Origin of the sequence: Belnapia moabensis DSM 16746 (assembly GCF_000745835.1) — a bacterium.
Lineage (GTDB): Bacteria > Pseudomonadota > Alphaproteobacteria > Acetobacterales > Acetobacteraceae > Belnapia > Belnapia moabensis.
Genome location: NZ_JQKB01000040.1, coordinates 16,751 through 34,966, shown reverse-complemented (window position 1 = coordinate 34,966; position 18,216 = coordinate 16,751). Strand labels below are relative to the sequence as shown.

Sequence of the window (18,216 nt, the reverse complement as noted above, 5' to 3'; positions counted from 1 at the left end):
TCAATCAAATTGATTGCCCGGTAACGCCCGGCCTATGCTTGCCCCTGCTGCCGCAGGCGGCGAGAGGGACACTGTCCGATGCTCCGTCGCGTCTTCGGGTTGGTCCCGGTGCTTTGGCTGGCAATGCTTTCCGTCTCGGTTGCCGAGGAGGCCACACCGCTCCATGTCCGGGTGATCGGCGGTTTTGCCGGGACGAGGCAGTTCGAGCACATCGAGCAGCCTTTCTGGACGCGCCGGCTGCCGGCGCTGACCGACGGACGGATGGTGGCGACCGTGCAGCCCTTCGCCCGGGCCGGCGTCGCGCCGGATCAGATGCTGAACGTCATGCGGAGCGGCGTCGTGCTCTTCGGCACGATCGAGGCGAATGCCGTCGCGCTCGACGAGCCGGAGCTGACGGCGGCCGATCTGCCCCTGCTGGCTGAGGACATCCCTTCGCTGCGGCGGATCGTCGGCCTCTGGCTGCCGCGCATCCGCGAGATCCTCGGCGACCAGTATTCGGCGGAGCTGCTGGCGGTCTTCATCCGGCCGCCGCAGATCGCCTTCTGCAACAAGCCCTTCACCGGGCTCCGGGGCCTGGCGGGGCTCAGGGTGCGGGTGGCCTCGGCGAACCAGGCGGACCTGCTGCTGTCGCTCGGGGCGCAGCCCTTGGTCCTGGGTTTCGACCGGATCATGGGGGCCTTCCGCGACGGGCTGGTGGATTGCGCCGTCACCGGCGGGCTGCCAGGCAATGCGATCGGGCTGCACCGCGTCACCACCCATGTCTCCACCCTGCCGCTTGGCTGGGCCATGTCATTCCTCACCGCGCATCGGCCGAGCTGGCAGGCGCTGCCGTCCGATCTGCGGGGGACGGTGCAGCGGGGCATCGCCGGGCTGGAGGCGGAGATGTGGACCACGGCGGAGGAGGCACGGGACCAGGGCGAGGCCTGCAATACCGGGAATGCGCGCTGCCGGCTGGGCGAGCGGGGGCGGCTGGTGGCGGTGCGGGAGGATCCGGCGGCGATCCGGCCGCTCTTCGGCTCCGCCGTGCTGCCGGGCTGGACGCGGCGCTGCGGCAGCAATTGCGTCGAGAGCTGGAACTCGGTGGCCGGGCCGGCGACGGGCATCATCGCCACCTGGTAGGCGGGTCAAGGCGCGTAATGGGTCGGCAGGGCGGTGGTGTATTTGATCCGCTCCATGGAGAAGCCGGAGCTGACGTCGAGCAGATCACCGATCCCGATGAGCTGCTTGTAGATGGCGTCATAGGCGGCGATGTCGGGGACGACGACGCGCAGCAGGTAGTCCACCGTGCCGCTCATGCGGTGGAACTCCACCACCTCGGGGATCGCCGAGACCAGGCGGCAGAAGCGCTCGGCCCAGGCGGCGTTGTGCTGGCTGGTGCGGATGCTGACGAAGACGGTGACGCCGACGCGGAGCTTCTCGGCATCCAGCAGGGCGACGCGGCGGCGGATGATGCCCTCCTCCTCCAGCCGGCGGATGCGGCGCCAGCAGGGCGAGGGGGAGAGGCCCGCGCGCTCGGCGACCTCGGCGACGGGGAGCGTCGCATCCTCCTGCAAGGCGGCAAGGATGCTGCGGTCGATCCGGTCGAGCTGGAATGCCATGCCTTGGTATCCGTGGAAGTTAGAATGGGATTGCCGAAGCTTCCGGCGCTAGGGGCAAATTCGCAACCTGCTTCCGTGCGCGGCGGGCGATGATCTCCCGGTTTCGAGAGGAGGCTGCCCATGGCGCGCTGGTCGTTCACCCAACACCCGGCTTCGGTCAACGAGACCTATCTGGAGCATATGGCGGTGGCGGGCAGCTTCGGCTGGCGGATGCTGACGGCCTCGCTCGCCTGCTTCGCCCATGCGCTGGTGCCCTTCGCCTTCGAGAAGACCGGCTCCACCGCCATCCGCGAGCTGCATGAGCGGATGGTGGCGAAGCGGGTGCGGCAGCAGGCGCCGGCGGGCGAGGTTCAGCGCGCGGGCTGATCGCGGCTTCCGGCCGGGCTGGTCCTGGGTCTAGCATCGGCTGGAAGCGATGCCGGCCCGGGACGAAGGCCGGCTGGAGGAGCGCAGCCCATGGATGGCACCCTGACCGGCCGGTCGGCCGAGGCGACGGCCGCAATCTGGCTCGAGGAATTCGCGGCGGCGCTGGAGGCGGGCGAGGCGGCGCGGATCGCGGCGCTCTTCGCCGAGGACTGCCATTGGCGGGACCTGCTCGCCTTCACCTGGGAGCTGCATACCGTCTCGGGAGCGGAGGCGATCGCCAAGCGGTTGCTGCCCTGCCTCGCGCCCATGGCGCCGCGCGATGTGCGGCTGGCCGAGGGGCGGACGCCGCCGCGGGTGGTGCGGCGGGCGGGCACCGAGGCCATCGAGGTGATCTTCAGCTTCGAGACCGTGGTGGGGCCGTGCAACGGCGTCGTCCGGCTGGTGCAGGAGGCGGGCGGGCCGCGGGCCTGGACGCTGATGACGGCGCTCGACGAGATCCGCGGGCATGAGGACCCGGCCAATGGCCGGCGCTGGCAGGATGTGGACTGGCGGCGGAATTTCGGCGGGGAGAACTGGCTCGACCGGCGCAACCGGGCGCGGACCTATGCCGACCGCGACCCGGCGGTGCTGGTGGTGGGGGCGGCACAGGCGGGGCTTTCCGTCGCGGCGCGGCTGACGCTGCTCGGCGTCGATACGCTGGTGGTGGAGCGGGAGGGGCGCATCGGCGACAGCTGGCGGCGGCGCTACCACGCGCTGACGCTGCACAACGAGACGCGGGTCAACCACCTGCCCTACATGCCCTTCCCCAAGAGTTGGCCGGTCTTCATCCCGAAGGACATGCTGGCCAACTGGTTCGAGATCTACGCCGAGGCGATGGAGCTGAATGTCTGGACCGGGACGGAGCTGGTCTCGGGCGATTGGGACGAGGCGGCAGGGTGCTGGGATGTGCTGCTGCGGAAGGCGGACGGGACGGAGCGGCGGATGCGGCCGCGGCACATCGTCTTCGCCAATGGCACGAGCACGACGCCGAAGATGCCGGACCTGCCGGGGCTCGGCGAGTTCCGCGGCACGGTGACGCATTCCGGGCGGCATGGCAGCGGGCTCGACTGGCGCGGCAAGCGGGCGCTGGTGCTGGGCACCGGGACCTCGGGGCATGACGTGGCGCAGGACCTCGCCGTCTCGGGCGCGGCAGAGGTGACGCTGGTGCAGCGGCGGCCGACCCTCGTTGTCAGCCTGAAGGAGGCGCAGGCGCCTTATGCGCTCTACGACGAGGACATCTCCTTCGAGGATCGTGACCTGCTGGCGACCTCCTTCCCCTTCCCCGTCTACAAGCGCGCGCACCAGCTGATGACGGAGCGCAACCGCGAGGCCGACCGGGAGATGCTGGAGGGGCTCGAGCGGCGCGGCTTCCGCCTGCAATGGGGCGAGGATGGGAGCGGCTGGCAGATCATGTATCAGAGCCGGGGCGGCGGGTATTACTTCGATGCCGGCTGCTCGCAGATGATCGTCGAGGGGCGGGTCGGGCTGATGCAGTTCGACGACATCGAGCGCTTCGGGCCGGAAGGCGCGGTGCTGCGCGATGGCACGGTGAAGCCGGCCGACCTCATCGTGCTGGCGACGGGCTACGAGGGGCAGGCGGAGTCGGCGCGGCGCATCCTCGGCGAGGCGGTGGGGGCGCGGATCGGGCGCGTCTGGGGCTATGACGCGGAGGGCGAGCTGCACGGCATGTGGCGGCCGACCGGGCAGCCGGGGCTGTGGTTCCATGCCGGGGGGCTGGCGCAGTGCCGCATCTTCTCGAAGGTGCTGGCCTTGCAGATCAAGGCGCGGGAGCTGGGGCTGCTGGCCAGCGGGTGATGGCGGGTGGGGCGCCGGTGGGACGCTCAATTAGAAGGCCGCCGCCTTCGGGGGGCAGCCAGGCGAACCAGTCGCGCACAGGGAGGTCGAGCAGGGTGCCGGCGAGGGCGGCGATGGGGCCGCCATGCGAGACGGCGATGATCGAAGCGCCCTGCGGAAGGCCGGCGAGCCAGGCGAGGGCGCGGGCGGCGAGCTCATCCGTCGTCTCGCCGCCGCCGGGGCGGAAGCGGCCGGGCGCGTCGATCATGCCGTCCATGGCGCTGCCTTCGGCCTGCCAGATCGCGTCCCAGGGCTGGCCTTCCCAATGGCCGAAATCGCGCTCCAGCAGGCGGCGGTCCCAGTGGATGGGCAGGGCGAGGCGGCGAGCCAACAGGCCGGCGAGCAGGGCAGCGCGGCGGGAGGGGGAGGCGTGGAGGGCGTCGGCGGCGGGGAGCTGGGCGGCGAGGAGGTGGGCGGCGGCGCGGCCCTCGGCGCTGAGCGGGGCCTCGCTCCGGCCGTAGCAGCGGTGGCGCCAGGAGGCGGCGACCTTCGTGTGGCGGAGGAGGAGCAGGCGCATCGGCTCAGCGGTGGGCGGCGAAGGCGAGGGTCGTCAGGATCAGGCCGGCATAAGCGGCGAAACCGAAGCAGTCGCCGGTGCTGCCGCCGAGGCGCCGCAGGACGAGGCGGCGGAACCAGGCGAGGAAAAGAGCCGAGGCGAGCAAGGCGAGCAGCATCGCCTGGGTGTTCCACCAAAGGCCGAGCAGGGGCACCGGCAGGCTGAGCAGCAGGGCGAGGGCGAGGCGGTGCGGCGTGGCCTGCGAGGCGACGCTGCCGCCGAGGCCGGCGCGGCCGGGCATGGGCGGGATGGCGAGCATCGCGGCCAGCATCAGCAGGCGGGCGGCCCAGCCGGAGACGATGAGGGCGACGGCGGCGGTGGCGGCGTCGGGGAGGGCGATCAGGCCCCCGGCGCGCAAGGCCAGGGCGAAGGCGAGGCCGAGCAGGCCGAAGGCGCCGATGCGGCTGTCCTTCATGATGCGGAGCACGTCCTCCGGCGTGCGGCCACCGCCGAAGCCGTCGCAGAGATCGGCGACGGCATCCTCGTGCAGGGCGCCGGTGAGGCGGGCTTCCAGCGCCAGGGCGAGGAGGACGGCGAGGGGGAGGGGCCAGAGCTGCGACGCGAGCCAGAGGGTGGCGGCGGTGAGGGTGCCGATCAGGGCGCCTGCCAGGGGGAAGAGGGCGAGGGCCCGGGCGATATCGGCCTCGAAGCGCGTGGGGTCGGCGCTGGCGCCGCCGGGGATGGGCAGACGGGTCAGGAATTGCAGGGCGGTGGCGGCGGCGCGGAGCCAGGCCGGGATCATTCGCCGGTGGCTTCGGCGAGCGTCGCCACGTCGCGCAGCAGGGCGGCGGCGGCGTCGAGCAGGGGGAGCAGCAGGAGCGCGCCGCTGCCTTCGCCGAGGCGGAGTTGCCAGTCGAGGAAGGGCTCGAGGCCGAGGGCGGCCAGCACCGGGGCGTGGCCGGGCTCCTCGCCGCAATGGGCGGCGATAGCGGTGCGGAGGGCATCGGGTTGTAGCGCGCGGGCGACGAGGGCGGCGGCGGCGGTGATGAAGCCGTCGAGCACTATCGTCAGGCCGAGGCGCGATGCGGCGGCGATGCAGCCGGCCATGGCCGCGATCTCGTAGCCGGCGAGGCCGGCGATGGCGCGGCGCGGGTCCGGCTCGGCGCGGGCGAGGGCGGCGGCGACGGCGGCGTGCTTGCGGGCGAGGCTTTCCGGCGTGGCGCCGGCGCCGGGGCCGACCATCGTGGCGGGGGCGGCGCCGGTCAGCAGGGCGGCGAGGCAGGCGGCGGCGGTAGTGTTGCCGATGCCCATCTCGCCGATGGCGAGGAGACGGATGCCATCGGCGGCGGCCTCCTCGGCGGCGCGGGTGCCGAGGGACCAGGCGGCGTCGAAATCGGCGACAGTCATGGCGGGCTCGCGGGCGAGGTTGGCGGTGCCGCGGGCGATGCGCCAGTCCTGGTAGCCGGGCTGGGGCGGGAAGGACGGGGCCCTGGAGCCGGCGTCGATCAGCAGGAAATCGGTGCCGGAGGCGCGGGCGAGGGCGGCGCAGGTGGAGCGGCCGTCGAGCATCAGGCGCATCATCGCGGCCGTGACCTCGGCGGGCCAGAGGCCGACGCCTTCCGCCACCACGCCGTGGTCGCCGGCGAAGACGACGAGGCGGCGGGGGCGGGTCTCGGGCGCGATCGTGCCTTGGGTTTCGGCGAGGCGGCGGGCAAGGCGTTCCAGGCGACCGAGGCTGCCCAGGGGCTTGGCGAGGGAATCGAGGCGCTGCTGGGCGGCGTCGGCGATCATGCGGGCATCTCTGCGGGGGCGATGAGGTGGAAGAAGCTGCCGCTCACCAGGCCGCGCCGGCCGCCGGCGGGGCCGAGCGGGTCGCCCTCGGCGTTGCGGAGGTCTGCGAAGGGGGGGTCGGCGGTGGGGTCGATGACGGTGGCGTAGTGGAATTCGTGACCACGCCAGAGGCTGCCGTCGGTGAGGAGGCGGGCCTCGCGGTAGCCGAGATGCAGGCGGCGGCGGGCGAAGCTGCTGGCATGGCCGAGCAGGCCGGCCATGGCGTGGCGGGAGCCCTCGGCATCCTCGATGCCCTGGCCGAGCACCATGTAGCCGCCGCATTCGCCATGCACGGGCCGCGTGGTGGCGAAGTGGCGGAGGCCGGTGAGGAAGCGGTGCGCGGCGGCGAGGCGGGGGGCGTGCAGCTCCGGGTAGCCGCCGGGGAGCCAGCAGGCGTCGCAGTGGTCGGGCGGGGGCTCGTCGGCCAGGGGGGAGAAGGGGTGCAGCTCGGCCCCGGCGGTGCGCCAGGCGGCGAGGATATGGGCGTAGAGGAAGGAGAAGGCGGCGTCGCGGGCGAGGGCGATGCGCTGGCCGGGTGGAGGCAGGTGCAAGGCGGCCGGTGCGGGGGGGATGGGGCGGGCGAGGGATTGGATGGCGTCGAGGTCGAGATGGCGTTCGGCGAGCGCCGACAGGGCGGCGAGGGTGTCGGCGAGGGCGGGGAGTTCCTCGGCCTGGACGAGGCCGAGATGGCGCTCCGGCAGGGCGGGCGGCGCGGCGCGCGGGATGGCGCCGAGGACGGGGATGCCGAGGGGGGCGATCGCGGCTTCCACCATGCGGCGGTGGCGGTCGCTGCCGGTGCGGTTCAGCACCACGCCGGCGATGCGGGTGGCGGGGTCGTGGAGGGCGAAGCCGCGGAGCAGGGCGGCGGCGGATTGGGCTTGGCCGGTGACGTCGAGCACCAGCAGGACGGGGAGGCCGAGGCGGGCGCAGAGATCGGAGGCGGCGCCGGTGCGGCCGGGCGGGCCGGCGATGCCGTCGAACAGGCCCATGGCGCCTTCGACCAGGAGCAGGTCGGCGCCGGTGGCGGCTTCGGCGGCCAGCGAGGCGAGCAGAGGGGGCGGCATGGCCCAGCTGTCGAGGTTGAGGCCGGGGCGGCCGGTGGCGGCGGCGTGGAAGGCCGTGTCGATGTAGTCCGGCCCGGCTTTCGCGGCGCGAATGGCGAGGCCCCGGGCGCGCAGCGCGGCCAGCAGGGCGAGCGTCACCGTGGTCTTGCCGGCACCGGAACGGGGGGCGGCGATGAGCAGGCCGGGGCCGGTCATGGGCGGGGCCGGTGACAGGGGGCGGGATCGGTCCTAGGTCGGGGGTGCAGAGGGACCGGTGATGGATCGGCGAGGACTTTCTTGGGGCGGCCAGGATTGGGCGCGGCCCTGCATCGGCATGACCTAGGTTGCGGGGGATGGATGCGCCCGCAACCCTTCGCCGTGGCTGGACGACCGGCGCCTGCGCGACGGCGGCGGCGAAGGCGGCTTTCGTCGCGCTGCGCACCGGGGCCTTCCCCGATCCGGTGACGATTACCTTGCCGGGGGGCGCGGAGCCGGCCTTCGCCCTGGCGCGGGGGGAGTTCGTCGAGGGCGGGGCGGTGGCGGGGGTCGTCAAGGATGCGGGGGACGACCCCGACGTGACGCATGGCGCGCTGGTGCTGGCGACGGTGAGGCCGTTGCCCGCAGGGAGCGGGGTGCGCTTCCGGGCGGGGCCGGGGGTGGGCACCGTGACGCGGCCGGGGCTGCCGCTGCCGCCGGGGGAGCCGGCCATCAACCCGGTGCCGCGGCGGATGATCCGGGAGGCGCTCGATGCGGTCGCGCCGGCGGGGGCGGATGCGGAGGTGGAGATCGCCATCCCCGGCGGCGAGCTGCTGGCGGAGCGGACGCTCAATGGGCGGCTCGGGATCGTCGGCGGGCTGTCGATCCTCGGCACGACGGGAATCGTGGTGCCCTATTCCTGCGCGGCCTGGATCGACAGCATCCATCGCGGGATCGATGTCGCAAGGGCGAGCGGCCTCCGGCATGTGGCGGGGGCGACGGGGGCGGCCTCGGAGGCGGCGGTGCGGGGGCTGCATGGGCTGCCCGATGTCGCGCTGATCGAGATGGGGGATTTCGTCGGCGGGATGCTGAAATACCTGCGGCGGCATCCGGTGGAGCGGGTCACCGTTGCGGGCGGCGTCGCCAAGATGACCAAGCTGGCGCAGGGGATGCTCGATCTGCACTCCAAGCGCGGGGCGGCGGACATGGCGGCGCTGGCGGCGCTGGTCGGGGATGCGGGGCTTGGCGAGCGGGTGCGGGGGGCGAATACGGTGGCGGAGGCCTTCGCCCTGGCGCCGGGGCTGGGCGAGGCGATCGCGGCCGGGGCCTGGCGGGTGGCGGCGGGGGTGCTGGAGCATCCCGGCATCGCGCTCGAGGTGGTGGTCTTCGACCGGGAGGGGCGGATGATGGGCCGGGCCGGCTTTGCCCCGAGCGATGCTCATGCGCCCTCCAGCCCTCGGAAGCGGCGCTGATAGAACTCGGAGTAGAGGGCGCTTTCGGTAGTGTGGGTCGAGAGGGCGGGACCGACGAGGATGAGGGCCATGCGGTCGACGCCCGCCTCCGCCGTGCGGGGGGCGATGTCGGCGAGGGTGCCGCGGATAATCCGCTCGTCGGGCCAGGTGGCGCGGACGACGACGGCGGCGGGGCAGTCGGCGCCGTAGAGGGGTGTCAGTTCCTCGGCGATGCGGGGGAGCTGGGTCACGGCGAGGTGGATGGCGAGCGTCGCGCCGGTGGCGCCGAAGGCGGCGAGGGTCTCGCCCGCGGGCATGGCGGAGGCGCGGCCGGGCATGCGGGTCAGCACCAGGCTTTGCGCTACCTCGGGCACGGTGAGTTCGCAGCCGAGGGCGGCGGCGGCGGCGGCGAAGGCGGGGACGCCGGGCGTCATCGTCACGGGGATGCCGTGGCGTTCCAGGCGGCGCTTCTGCTCGGCGAGCGCGGAGTAGATGGAGAGGTCGCCGGAATGCAGGCGGGCGACATCCTGGCCGGCGGTGTGGGCGGCGAGGCATTCGGCCTCGATGGCGTCGAGGGAGAGCGGGGCGGTGTCGACCAGCCTGGCGCCGGGCGGGCAATGCGCGAGCACGGCGGGGGCGACGACGGAGCCGGCATAGAGGCAGACCGGGCAGGAGGCGATGAGGTCCCGCGCGCGGAGGGTGATGAGGTCGGCGGCGCCGGGGCCGGCGCCGATGAAATGCACGGTCATGGGGCGGGCTCCGTGGTGGCCAGGGCGCAGGTGGCGAGGCCCCCTGCCGACTGGCGCGGGCCGAGCAGGCGGGCGCCGGGGCCGGCGGCGGCGAGCGCGGCGGCTTCGGCGAGGGAGGGGAGGCCGGTCAGGGCCTGGACGCGGGGAGAGGCGGTGAGGCAGGCGGGGGCGGCGGCGGCGAGGGCGGCGTCCGGCAGCGGGGTGAGGGGGAGGGCGAGCTGGGCGGCCATCGCCTGGAGGCCGGGTTCAGCGGATTTGGCGCAGCTGGTGGCGAGGGCGGTCAGCGCGGCGGGGGCGCGGCCGGCGACCTGGAGCGCGGCGGCGAGGGCGGCGGCGATGGCCTCGGCGGGGGCGCCGCGGCGGCAGCCGAAGCCGGCGATCAGCCTGGCTCCGCCCGTGTCGGCTGCGGGACGGGGCTGACCTTGCTTGGGGTTCATGGCTTCCGCCAGGACCATTGGGTGACGGGCATGGCGGGGCGCCAGCCGGTCATCCCGCCGACCGGTGAGGCGCGGCTGACGGCCAGGCGGAGAAGGTCGCCGCCGAGGGTGGCATGGCGGGCGAGGAGCAGCGCCTCGGTCTCAAGCGTGATGGCGTTGGCGACGAGGCGGCCGCCGGGGGGGAGGGCGGCGAGGGCGGCGTCCATCACGCCGGGATCGGTGGCGCCGCCGCCGAGGAAGATGGCCGATGGTGTCGGAAGGCCGGCGAGGGCGGTGGGGGCCGGGCCTTCGACGATGCGCAGGGCGGGGACGCCGAGGGCGAGGGCGTTGCGGCGGATGCGGGCGGCGCGGTCGGGGCGGGGCTCGATGGCGACGGCGCGGAGGGAGGGGTCGGCCAGCATCCATTCGATGGCGATGGAGCCGGCGCCGGCGCCGATATCCCAGAGCAGCTCGCCACGCAGCGGCGCCAGCGACGAGAGGGTGAGGGCGCGGATCTCGCGCTTGGTGATCTGGCCGTCATGCTCGAAGGCGGCGTCGGGCAGGCCGGGGGTGCGGGGGATTGGGCAGGCACCGGGAGCGGCGGCGATCTCCAGGGCGAGCAGGTTGAGGGGGTGGATGTCGGGGAGGGCGAAGCCCTGCGCCGTTGTCCGGCGGATGCGCTCCTGCGGGCCGCCGAGGGCTTCGAGGACCGTCACCGCACTCCCGCCGAAGCCGTCGGCCGTCAGCATCGCGGCGATGGCGGCGGGGGAGGTGGCGTCGGAGGTCAGCACCAGGAGGCGGGCGCCGGGGTGGAGATGGGGGCGCAGCGCCTGCTGCGGGCGGGCGTGGAGCGAGAGGGTCGTCACCTCGGCCAAAGGCCAGCCGAGGCGGGCGGCGGCGAGGCTGAAGGCGGAGGGTGCGGGGAGGACCAGCGCCTCCTCGGCCGGGATGGCGCGGAGCAGGGTGGCGCCGACGCCGTGCAGCATCGGGTCACCGGAGGCGAGGACGGCGACCGATCGGCCGCGGGCGGCCAATACGGGCGCGATGCTGAAGGGGCTCGGCCAGGGGCGGGCCTCGCCGCGCAGCAGCGGGCGGGCGAGGGCGAGGTGGCGTGCGCCGCCGAAGACGAGCCTCGCCGCCGAAAGGCGTTCGGCGGCGGCGGGGGAGAGGCCGGCGATGCCCTCCTCGCCGAGGCCGATGATGGACAGCCAGGGCGATCCCTGGGATGGCTCAGCCATGACGCGACGCATCCTCATCCTGGGCGGGACGACCGAGGCGCGGGAGCTGGCCGGGACGCTGGCGGGGTTCGACGTGACCTTGTCGCTGGCCGGGCGGACGGCGGTGCCGGCGCGGCAGCCGGTGCCGGTGCGGGTGGGGGGCTTCGGCGGGGTGGCGGGGCTGGCCGAGCATCTGCGGGCGGAGCGGGTCGGGCTGCTGGTGGATGCGACGCATCCCTATGCGGCGACCATCTCGGCGCATGCGGCGGAGGCGGCCCGCATCGCGGGCGTTGCGCTGCTGGCGGTGCGGCGGCCGGCTTGGCAGCGCGTCGAGGGGGATGATTGGGTGGAGGTGGCCGATGTCAGGGCGGCCGTCGCGGCCTTGGGGGAGGTGCCGCGGCGGGTGTTCCTGGCGCTCGGGCGGCAGGAGGTGGCGGGGTTCGCCGAGGCGCCGCGGCACAGCTATCTCATCCGCAGCGTCGATCCGGTCGAGCCCAAGCTTGGGGTGCCAAGGGCCGTGTATCTGCTGGGGCGCGGGCCGTTCGATGCCGGAGAGGAGCGGGCGATGCTGGAGGGGCATCGCATCGAAGCCATCGTCTGCAAGAACAGCGGGGGCGATGCGACCTATGGGAAGATCGTGGCGGCGCGGGAGCTTGGGGTTCGCGTCGTGATGCTGGCGCGGCCGGTGCTGCCGGAGGTGCCCTCGATCGGCTCGGTGGCGGCGGCGCGGGAGTGGGTCGGTCATTGGGCGGCGCGGCGCGGGGTGTAGACCAAGGGCGGGCGGCCCGCGCGGGGGACGAGGCGGGTTTCGGCGGTGCCGATCAGCAGGCAGGTCGCCATGTCGGCCCAGAGCGGGTCGGCCTCGGCGAGGGTGGTGATGCGGATGGCCTCGTCGGGGCGGGCGATGGCGCGGCCGAAGATGACGGGCGTCGTCGCCGGCAGGTGGGTGCGCAGCAGGGCGAGGGCGGCGCCGAGTTGCCAGGGGCGGGCGCGGCTGATCGGGTTGTACAGGGCGAGGGCGAAGCCGGCGCCGGCGGCGGCGGCGAGGCGGCGTTCGATCAGCGGCCAGGGCTTCAGGTTGTCGGAGAGGGAGAGGACGCAGAAATCGGCGCCGAGCGGGGCGCCGGTGCGGGCGGCGAGCGCCAGCATGGCGGTGACGCCGGGGTGGATGGCGAGGTCGATGGCGCGCCATTCGGGCGGGCCGGACTCGATCGCCTCGCAGACCGCGGCGGCCATGGCGAAGACGCCGGGGTCGCCGCCGGTGACCATGGCGACGGGGGCGCCTTCCGCGGCGGCGGCCAGGGCGGCCTGGGCGCGGGCGAGCTCGACGCGGTTGTCGGAGGGGTTGCGGGACTGGCCGGGGCGCGGCGGCACGCGGTCGAGATAGGGGCCGTAGCCGAAGAGCATCGCGGCCGAGGCAAGGGCGGCTTCCGCGTCCGGCGTGCGGAGGCCGGCGCCGCCGGGGCCGAGGCCGATTACGTCGAGGCGGCTCATACGCCGGCCCAGCCGGGGACGAGGACGATGGAGAAATAGGGCGCGGGCGTGTCGTCGCGGGCGGCGAGCGGCAGGACGGCGGCGGCGTCCATGCTGCCGCGCTCGACATAGATCGCGCCGTCGAGGCGGCCGGTCGCGGCCAGCGCGGCACGGATGCGGGGGAGGTTGCGGCCGACCTTCATGATGACGACGGCCTCGGCGGTGGCGAGGCGGCGGCGCAGCTCGGCGTCGTCCAGCATGCCGGGGAGGACCATCAGCACGTCGTCGCCCTGCGCGACGGGCGTGCCGGCCATGGACCAGCAGGCGGACATGCCGGTCACGCCCGGCACCACCTCGGTCGGGTAGTGCGGGGCGAGGCGGACATGCAGGTGCATGTAGGAGCCGTAGAAGAGCGGGTCGCCCTCGCTCAGCACGGCGACGCTGCGCCCGGCCTCGAGATGCGCGGCGACGGCGGCGGCGGAGGCCGCGTAGAATTCCTCGATCTGGGCGCGGTAGTCGGCGGAGTGGCGCGGGAGTTCGGTGGTGACGGGGTAGAGGAGGGGCAGCTCGATCGCCTCGGCGCGCAGGCGGGCGGCGACGGTGCGGCGGGCATTGCCGGGGGCGCCGCGCTTGGCGAAATGCGCGATGACATCGACGGAATCGAGGATGCGGGCGGCCTTCAGCGTCAGCAGCTCCGGGTCGCCGGGGCCGGTGCCGAGGCCGTAGAGGCGGCCCGTCATAAGCCGGGCCTGGCGAGGGCGTTGACGGCGGCGGCGGTCATCGCGCTGCCGCCGAGCCGGCCGCGGACGATGGCCCAGGGGATGCCGAGGCGGCTCTCCTCCAGCGCCTGCTTCGATTCGGCGGCGCCGACGAAGCCGACCGGCATGCCGAGGATGGCGGCGGGGCGGGGGGCGCCGGCTTCCAGCATCTCGAGGAGGTGGAAGAGGGCGGTGGGGGCGTTGCCGATGGCGACCAGCGCGCCGCCGAGGCGCTCGCCCCAGAGCGATATCGCCGCCGCCGAGCGGGTGGTGCTCTGCGCTGTGGCCAGCGCAGGGGTGCGGGGGTCCTGGAGGGTGCAGATCACCTCGTTCGCGGCGGGGAGGCGGGCGCGGGTGACGCCGTGGGCGACCATCTGCGCGTCGCAGAGGATGGGGGCGCCAGCGGCGAGCGCGGTGCGGGCGGCCTCGACCAGGCCGGGGGCGAAGGCGATGTAACGGGCGGCCTCGACCATGCCGCAGGCGTGGATCATGCGGATGGCGACCTCCGCCTCCTCAGGGGAGAAGCCGGCGAGGTCGGCTTCCTCGCGAATGATGGCGAAGGAGCGGCGGTAGATGGCCGCGCCGTCGCGGATGTAGTCGGTCATGGCGCGGCGTCCTGCATCAGGGCGATCAGGTCGGGGAGGGCCTCGGCATCGAGCATGCGCGTTGGCCTATCACGCGCGGTGCCGCCGGGCACGAGGCCGATGCGGCCGTCGAGCCCGACCAGGGTGAGGGCGGCGCGGCCCGGATGGGCGCAGCCCTTGGGGCAGCCGGAGAGGTGCAGGGCGAGGCCGGGCGGCACATGCGGGGCGAGGGCTTCGGCGAGGGGGCGGGTGGCGATCGCGGCCGAGGCGCAGGCGGGGCGGCCGGCGCAGGCGGCGATGCGGCGGCGGGGGTCGTCGGGTTGGGTGATGAGGCCGAGGCGGTGGGCGGTTTCGAGCAACGGGCCGGGCGTCAGCGGGCCGATGGCGAGCAGGGCGCGGCCGGGGGCGCCGGTCAAGGCGGTGGCGCCGGCGGTGGCGGCGGCTTCGGCATAGGCGGCGAGGCGGGGGGCCTCGAAGGCGCCGGCGATGCCGAGGGCGAGGCCGTGGCGCAGGGGGTGGAGGCCAAGCGGTTCGGCGGGCGGGCGTGGGGCGAGGGGGAGGCGGCTGCGGCGGGTGGGGTCGGCGAGGGCGGCCAGAAGGGCGGCGAGGGCTTCGGCCTCAGGCAGCGGGGGCAGGAGGGTGTCGCCGTGCTGGAGGGTCCAGCCGGTGGCGGTGGCGGTCAGGCGGAGATCGGCGGCGAGGGCGTCGAGATGCAGGGCGCCGCCGCCATCGACGGCGATGGCGAATTTCGGCGGCAGGGCTGGAGTGGCGGCGCGGATGGCCGCGGCCAGGGGGCGGGGGTCGGCCTGTTCGGTGGGGTCCAGGCCGGCGAGGGGGGAGTGGGTGACGAGCGGGTCGGTGGGCCAGCCGGTGCCGATGGCCTCGGTGAAGGGGATGACCGTTGTCGGGTGCAGGCCGCGGATCTGGAGGTTGCCGCGGGCGGTGATCTCGATGAGGCCGTTGCCGTGGCGGGCGGCGGCTTCGGCCAGCGTGATCCAGCGGGCGGGGGGCATGGGGCCGGCGGGGATGCGGGCGAGCAGGCCGTCGCCGGTCGGCATCGGGGCGGCGAGGCTGGGGCAGGCGCCGCGGGGCGTCACAGGCCAAGCTCCAGGTCGTTGCGGCGGGGGTGCCAGAGGCCGCGGCGGCGGGCATCGCCAAGGCGCAGCGCGATGGCGCGGGCGGCGGCGGGGTTCTCGTGGAGGAGGAAGGCGCGGACGGCGGGGTCGCCGAGATAGGCGTCGTGGACGAGGTCGAGCAAGGCGCTGGGGACGGCGTCGGTGGTCTCGGCGAAGGCGACGAGGCGGTCCACCGTCTCGGCCAGCTCGGCGGCGCCGCGGGGGCCGTGGCGCATCTGCCCGGCGATGAAGCGGGGGGCGATGGCGCGGCCCTGGACGAGGCGGGCGAGGGCGGCGGCCAAGGGGCGGGCGCGGGGGCGGGCGGGGTCGGTGGTGTCGAGGGTGATCAGCGCCGGGCTGGTGCCGAGCAGGGCGGCGGCCGAGGCGAAGCCGCCGATATGGGCAGCGTCGGCGCCGCCCTCCAGCAGGTCGCGGCCGGGGTCGTCGCCGGTGTGGACCAGGGCGGCGGCCCCCGCCAGGCGGGTGGCGAAGGCGCCGGGGGCGGGGGACGCCTCGCCGGCGGGGCCGCCATAGGCGTGGGAGGCGGCGGCGAGGTAGGCGCGGCCCAGTTCCTCGCGGGCGGTCCACCGGCCGGAGGCGAGCGCGTCCTCGGGACCTGCGCCATAGGCGCCGGGGGCGGTGCCGAAGATGCGGGCGAGCGGCACCCCGGCGCGGTGGGCGGCCGCCAGCGGGTTCTCGGCCGGGCTTTCGTCGCGGGCGGCGACGGCGCGGGTGGCGGTGTCGATGAGCGCGATCTGCGCCGGGAAGAGGTCGCGGAACAGGCCGGAGACGCGCCAGGTCACGTCCACCCGGGGGCAGCCCATGCTGGCGGGGGGCAGGACCTCGATGCCGGTGACGCGGCCGGTGCCGGCGTCCCAAAGCGGGCGGCAGCCCATCAGGGCGAGGCCCTGGGCGATCTCCTCGCCGCCGGTGCGCAGCGTCGCGCTGCCCCAGAGGTCGAGTACCAGGCTGCGGGGCATCTCGCCCTGCTCCTGCTGGTAGAGGCTCAACACCTCGGCGGCGGCGAGGCGGCCGAGCTCCATGGCGGTCGGGGTGGGGAGGGTGCGGGGGTCGGCGGCGAAGAGGTTGCGGCCGGTGGGCAGGACATCGGTGCGGCCGCGGGCGGGGGCGCCGCCGGGGCCGGCCGCGATGTGGCGGCCGTCGAGGGCGGCGAGCAAGGCGGCACGCTCGGCGGCGGCGCTGGCGGCGCGCTCGGGCGGGTCGGCGGCATCGGCGCGGCCGAAAATGTGGAGGCCGTCCTTGATCGCCAGCTCCTTCAGGTCGCAGAGCCAAGCGTCGAGGCGGCGCAGCGCCTCGTCGGGCTGGTCGCCGAGGGGCGGGAGGGTGCCGGGGGCGGCTTCGGCGGCGGCCTGGTGGATGAGGCGGGCGAGGCGGTCGCGGCGGCGGCGGTCGAGCCCGTCGGCGGCGGCGAATTCGTCGAGCAGGGCCTCAAGCGCGCGGGCCGGGCCGGAGAGGCCGGGGCCGGCGAGGCGGGGCGGTAGGTGGCCGAGGGTGACGGCGGCGATGCGGCGTTTCGCCTGGGCCGCCTCGCCGGGGTTGGAGACGAGGAAGGGGTAGAGGACGGGGAGCGGGCCGAGCACGGCTTCCGGGAAGCAGTCGGCGGAGAGGGCGACGGCTTTGCCGGGCAGCCATTCGAGCGTGCCGTGGGCGCCCATATGGACGAGGGCGTGGATGTCGAGCGCGTGGCGCAGCCAGAGGCCGAAGGCGAGCAGGGCGTGGCGCGGCGGCAGGGCGGGATCGTGGTACTCGGCGCGGCGCTCGGTGGTGCGGCCGCGGTCGGGGGCGACGGCGATGGTGACGGCGCCGAGGCGGAGGGCGCGGTGGTGGAAGGCGCCGTCGCGGCAATCGGGGTCGGCCTCGGGCGGGCCCCAGGCGGCGTCGATGGCCGCTGCCAGCGCGGGCGGCAGGAGGGTGCGGTAGGTGGCGAGGGGGAGGCCGGGGACCGTCGCATCGAGGGCGGCAAGGAGGCTGCGGGCATCGGCGGGGGGCGGGGCGAGCGCGTAGCCGGCGGAGCGGAGGTCGTCGCAGAGGGCGAGCAGGCTGGCGGGGACGTCGAGGCCGACCGCATAGCCGGTGCGGCCGCCGGCACCGGGGTAGTCGGGCAGGAGAAGGGCGAGGCGACGGTCGGCGGGTGGGGTACGGCGGAGGTGGATCAAGGCCGCAGCGCGGTCGGCCAGGGCGGCGATGCGGTCGGGCTCGGGGCGGTTGGCCTGGCGGGGGAAGCTTGGGTCCCCGGCCGGTGCCTTGAAGGCGATGGCGCCGGCGAGGATGCGGCCGTCGAGCTCCGGCAGGACGACATGCATCGCCAGGTCGGCGGCGCCGAGGCCGCGCGGGCTCGCCTGCCAGGCCTCGCGCGCGGTCGTCGCCATCACCGCCTGCAGCACGGGGACGCCGGGGGTGGGGAGGATCGGGTCCTCCGCCTCGGCGAAGGCGGTGGTGGTGAGGATGAGGTCGGGCGCGAGGGTGGCGAGGGCCGAGCGGAGCACCTCGCGGGAGGCAGGCTCCTTCAGGCTGGCGAGGAAGATGGGGGCGGGGGCGAGGCCGCGGGCCGCGAGGGCTTCGGCCAGGGCGGCGATGGGGGCGGCGTCGGCGGCGAGCAGGACGGAGCGGTAGAAGAGGATCGGCACCACCGGGCGGCCGGGCGGCAGGCTGGCGGCGAGGCGGTCGATGGAGACCGTGCCCTCGGCGGGCAGCCAGCCGGCGGCGCGGGGCATCGGCCGGGGCGGTGGGGCGGGAAGCGGGGTGCCGGCATGGGTGGCGAGGCGGCGCAGCAGGGCGCGCATGTTGTCGGGCCCGCCCTCGCGGAAGTAGGCCAGCAGCGCGTCGCATTCGGCGGAAGGCAGGGTAGAGAGGGCGGGGAGCCGCGGGTCGTCGCGGTCTTCGCCGGGGAGGACGGCGAGGGCGATGCCGCGGGTGCGGCAGAGGTCCGCCAGTTGCTCGGCGCCGTAGCGCCACCAGTCGAGGCCGCCGAGCAGGCGGAGCAGGATCACCCGCGTGCCAGAGGCGGTGCGGTCGAGCCAGAGATCGACCGACATCGGGTGGCGGAGCTGCCGCAACGGGGCGAGGCGGAGGGCGGGGAGGGTGGCGCGCTCCGCCTCGCAGGCCGCCGCCAGCCCGGCGAGGTCGCTGTCGCTGAAGCTCAGCACCGCCATCGGCGCCGGGCTCTGGCGCAGGTCGACCGGCTCGGCCAACTCCTCCAAGCCGGCGGTGGTGGTGTTGAGGATGTGCAT

At 75.2% G+C, this 18,216-nt stretch carries 18 protein-coding genes; 5 read left to right on the top strand and 13 right to left on the bottom strand.

The genetic code is table 11. The annotated features are described in order from the left end of the window. The first annotated feature begins 78 nt into the window (after positions 1–78). On the top strand, positions 79–1,119 hold the full coding sequence (gene dctP, locus EP26_RS20375) for a TRAP transporter substrate-binding protein DctP (protein ID WP_043341355.1): 1,041 nt from the start codon (positions 79–81) through the stop codon (positions 1,117–1,119). A gap of 5 nt (positions 1,120–1,124) precedes the next feature. On the opposite strand, the gene EP26_RS20370 is transcribed toward dctP, so the two are convergent. Further along, the gene (locus EP26_RS20370) at positions 1,125–1,598 is read right to left on the bottom strand and encodes an Lrp/AsnC family transcriptional regulator (RefSeq protein ID WP_043341354.1); all 474 of its coding nucleotides are present in this window, start codon (positions 1,596–1,598) and stop codon (positions 1,125–1,127) included. Positions 1,599–1,718: 120 nt separating this feature from the next. On the opposite strand from EP26_RS20370, the gene EP26_RS20365 reads away from it, so the two are divergent. Both EP26_RS20365 and EP26_RS20360 read left to right on the top strand, forming a co-directional pair. Next, positions 1,719–1,964 (top strand): DUF6356 family protein, encoded by a 246-nt coding sequence (locus tag EP26_RS20365; RefSeq protein ID WP_043341352.1) that lies wholly within the window; start codon positions 1,719–1,721, stop codon positions 1,962–1,964. Between the two features lie 90 nt (positions 1,965–2,054). Then, the gene (locus tag EP26_RS20360) at positions 2,055–3,818 is read left to right on the top strand and encodes a flavin-containing monooxygenase (protein ID WP_043341350.1); all 1,764 of its coding nucleotides are present in this window, start codon (positions 2,055–2,057) and stop codon (positions 3,816–3,818) included. Here EP26_RS20360 and EP26_RS20355 read toward each other — a convergent pair. From EP26_RS20355 to EP26_RS20340, 4 genes are read right to left on the bottom strand one after another with little or no spacing between them, the layout of a single operon-like run. Then, complete coding sequence (locus tag EP26_RS20355) at positions 3,781–4,374, bottom strand: histidine phosphatase family protein (protein WP_052389429.1); 594 nt, start codon at positions 4,372–4,374, stop codon at positions 3,781–3,783. The two genes, EP26_RS20360 and EP26_RS20355, sit on opposite strands and share 38 nt — an antisense overlap. Before the next feature lie 4 nt (positions 4,375–4,378). Beyond that, on the bottom strand, positions 4,379–5,155 hold the full coding sequence (locus tag EP26_RS20350; RefSeq protein ID WP_043341348.1) for an adenosylcobinamide-GDP ribazoletransferase: 777 nt from the start codon (positions 5,153–5,155) through the stop codon (positions 4,379–4,381). Next, positions 5,152–6,144: a nicotinate-nucleotide--dimethylbenzimidazole phosphoribosyltransferase gene (gene cobT, locus EP26_RS20345; RefSeq protein WP_043341345.1), complete on the bottom strand. Its 993-nt coding sequence runs from the start codon at positions 6,142–6,144 to the stop codon at positions 5,152–5,154. The genes EP26_RS20350 and cobT overlap by 4 nt, the downstream gene beginning before the upstream one ends. Continuing rightward, a complete protein-coding gene (locus EP26_RS20340) occupies positions 6,141–7,442 on the bottom strand; it encodes a cobyrinate a,c-diamide synthase (protein WP_043341343.1) in 1,302 nt (433 codons plus the stop codon). The genes cobT and EP26_RS20340 overlap by 4 nt, the downstream gene beginning before the upstream one ends. Before the next feature lie 137 nt (positions 7,443–7,579). On the opposite strand from EP26_RS20340, the gene EP26_RS20335 reads away from it, so the two are divergent. Beyond that, positions 7,580–8,674, top strand: a complete 1,095-nt coding sequence (locus EP26_RS20335) for a cobalt-precorrin-5B (C(1))-methyltransferase (RefSeq protein WP_052389428.1) — start codon at positions 7,580–7,582, stop codon at positions 8,672–8,674. Here the strand turns inward: EP26_RS20335 and cobM are convergent. Genes cobM through EP26_RS20320 form a run of 3 tightly spaced genes read right to left on the bottom strand, consistent with a single transcriptional unit; the run spans position 8,641 to position 11,056 of the window. Continuing rightward, entirely contained in the window at positions 8,641–9,402 is a 762-nt protein-coding gene (gene cobM / locus EP26_RS20330; RefSeq protein ID WP_043341339.1) for a precorrin-4 C(11)-methyltransferase, read from the bottom strand. The two genes, EP26_RS20335 and cobM, sit on opposite strands and share 34 nt — an antisense overlap. After that, the gene (locus EP26_RS20325) at positions 9,399–9,839 is read right to left on the bottom strand and encodes a cobalamin biosynthesis protein (protein ID WP_052389432.1); all 441 of its coding nucleotides are present in this window, start codon (positions 9,837–9,839) and stop codon (positions 9,399–9,401) included. The genes cobM and EP26_RS20325 overlap by 4 nt, the downstream gene beginning before the upstream one ends. Beyond that, positions 9,836–11,056, bottom strand: coding sequence for a bifunctional cobalt-precorrin-7 (C(5))-methyltransferase/cobalt-precorrin-6B (C(15))-methyltransferase (locus tag EP26_RS20320; protein ID WP_043341337.1), 1,221 nt, complete (start codon positions 11,054–11,056; stop codon positions 9,836–9,838). Before EP26_RS20320 ends, EP26_RS20325 begins: the two co-directional genes overlap by 4 nt. Here EP26_RS20320 and EP26_RS20315 point away from each other — a divergent pair. After that, positions 11,055–11,804: a cobalt-precorrin-6A reductase gene (locus tag EP26_RS20315; protein ID WP_043341336.1), complete on the top strand. Its 750-nt coding sequence runs from the start codon at positions 11,055–11,057 to the stop codon at positions 11,802–11,804. The two genes, EP26_RS20320 and EP26_RS20315, sit on opposite strands and share 2 nt — an antisense overlap. Here the strand turns inward: EP26_RS20315 and EP26_RS20310 are convergent. The 5 genes from EP26_RS20310 to cobN are packed head-to-tail and all read right to left on the bottom strand — an operon-like array spanning position 11,777 to position 18,216. Next, positions 11,777–12,529: a precorrin-3B C(17)-methyltransferase gene (locus EP26_RS20310; RefSeq protein WP_043341334.1), complete on the bottom strand. Its 753-nt coding sequence runs from the start codon at positions 12,527–12,529 to the stop codon at positions 11,777–11,779. The genes EP26_RS20315 and EP26_RS20310 overlap by 28 nt on opposite strands. After that, on the bottom strand, positions 12,526–13,248 hold the full coding sequence (locus EP26_RS20305; RefSeq protein WP_043341333.1) for a precorrin-2 C(20)-methyltransferase: 723 nt from the start codon (positions 13,246–13,248) through the stop codon (positions 12,526–12,528). The genes EP26_RS20310 and EP26_RS20305 overlap by 4 nt, the downstream gene beginning before the upstream one ends. After that, a complete protein-coding gene (locus EP26_RS20300; RefSeq protein WP_043341331.1) occupies positions 13,245–13,871 on the bottom strand; it encodes a precorrin-8X methylmutase in 627 nt (208 codons plus the stop codon). Before EP26_RS20300 ends, EP26_RS20305 begins: the two co-directional genes overlap by 4 nt. Further along, the gene (locus tag EP26_RS38195; protein WP_043341330.1) at positions 13,868–14,947 is read right to left on the bottom strand and encodes a hypothetical protein; all 1,080 of its coding nucleotides are present in this window, start codon (positions 14,945–14,947) and stop codon (positions 13,868–13,870) included. Before EP26_RS38195 ends, EP26_RS20300 begins: the two co-directional genes overlap by 4 nt. Then, positions 14,944–18,216 (bottom strand): cobaltochelatase subunit CobN, encoded by a 3,273-nt coding sequence (gene cobN / locus EP26_RS20290; RefSeq protein WP_043341329.1) that lies wholly within the window; start codon positions 18,214–18,216, stop codon positions 14,944–14,946. Before cobN ends, EP26_RS38195 begins: the two co-directional genes overlap by 4 nt.

What these genes read in the sequence shown, in the direction of transcription:
- EP26_RS20310 (WP_043341334.1), bottom strand. Translation starts at nt 12,529, where the DNA reads ATGAGCCGCCTCGACGTAATCGGCCTCGGCCCCGGCGGCGCCGGCCTC.
- EP26_RS20305 (WP_043341333.1), bottom strand. Translation starts at nt 13,248, where the DNA reads ATGACGGGCCGCCTCTACGGCCTCGGCACCGGCCCCGGCGACCCGGAG.
- EP26_RS20360 (WP_043341350.1), top strand. Translation starts at nt 2,055, where the DNA reads ATGGATGGCACCCTGACCGGCCGGTCGGCCGAGGCGACGGCCGCAATC.
- EP26_RS20365 (WP_043341352.1), top strand. Translation starts at nt 1,719, where the DNA reads ATGGCGCGCTGGTCGTTCACCCAACACCCGGCTTCGGTCAACGAGACC.
- EP26_RS20325 (WP_052389432.1), bottom strand. Translation starts at nt 9,839, where the DNA reads ATGAACCCCAAGCAAGGTCAGCCCCGTCCCGCAGCCGACACGGGCGGA.
- EP26_RS20315 (WP_043341336.1), top strand. Translation starts at nt 11,055, where the DNA reads ATGACGCGACGCATCCTCATCCTGGGCGGGACGACCGAGGCGCGGGAG.
- EP26_RS20355 (WP_052389429.1), bottom strand. Translation starts at nt 4,374, where the DNA reads ATGCGCCTGCTCCTCCTCCGCCACACGAAGGTCGCCGCCTCCTGGCGC.
- cobM (WP_043341339.1), bottom strand. Translation starts at nt 9,402, where the DNA reads ATGACCGTGCATTTCATCGGCGCCGGCCCCGGCGCCGCCGACCTCATC.
- EP26_RS20340 (WP_043341343.1), bottom strand. Translation starts at nt 7,442, where the DNA reads ATGACCGGCCCCGGCCTGCTCATCGCCGCCCCCCGTTCCGGTGCCGGC.
- EP26_RS20300 (WP_043341331.1), bottom strand. Translation starts at nt 13,871, where the DNA reads ATGACCGACTACATCCGCGACGGCGCGGCCATCTACCGCCGCTCCTTC.
- EP26_RS20370 (WP_043341354.1), bottom strand. Translation starts at nt 1,598, where the DNA reads ATGGCATTCCAGCTCGACCGGATCGACCGCAGCATCCTTGCCGCCTTG.
- dctP (WP_043341355.1), top strand. Translation starts at nt 79, where the DNA reads ATGCTCCGTCGCGTCTTCGGGTTGGTCCCGGTGCTTTGGCTGGCAATG.
- EP26_RS20350 (WP_043341348.1), bottom strand. Translation starts at nt 5,155, where the DNA reads ATGATCCCGGCCTGGCTCCGCGCCGCCGCCACCGCCCTGCAATTCCTG.
- cobN (WP_043341329.1), bottom strand. Translation starts at nt 18,216, where the DNA reads ATGCACATCCTCAACACCACCACCGCCGGCTTGGAGGAGTTGGCCGAG.
- EP26_RS20335 (WP_052389428.1), top strand. Translation starts at nt 7,580, where the DNA reads ATGGATGCGCCCGCAACCCTTCGCCGTGGCTGGACGACCGGCGCCTGC.
- cobT (WP_043341345.1), bottom strand. Translation starts at nt 6,144, where the DNA reads ATGATCGCCGACGCCGCCCAGCAGCGCCTCGATTCCCTCGCCAAGCCC.
- EP26_RS20320 (WP_043341337.1), bottom strand. Translation starts at nt 11,056, where the DNA reads ATGGCTGAGCCATCCCAGGGATCGCCCTGGCTGTCCATCATCGGCCTC.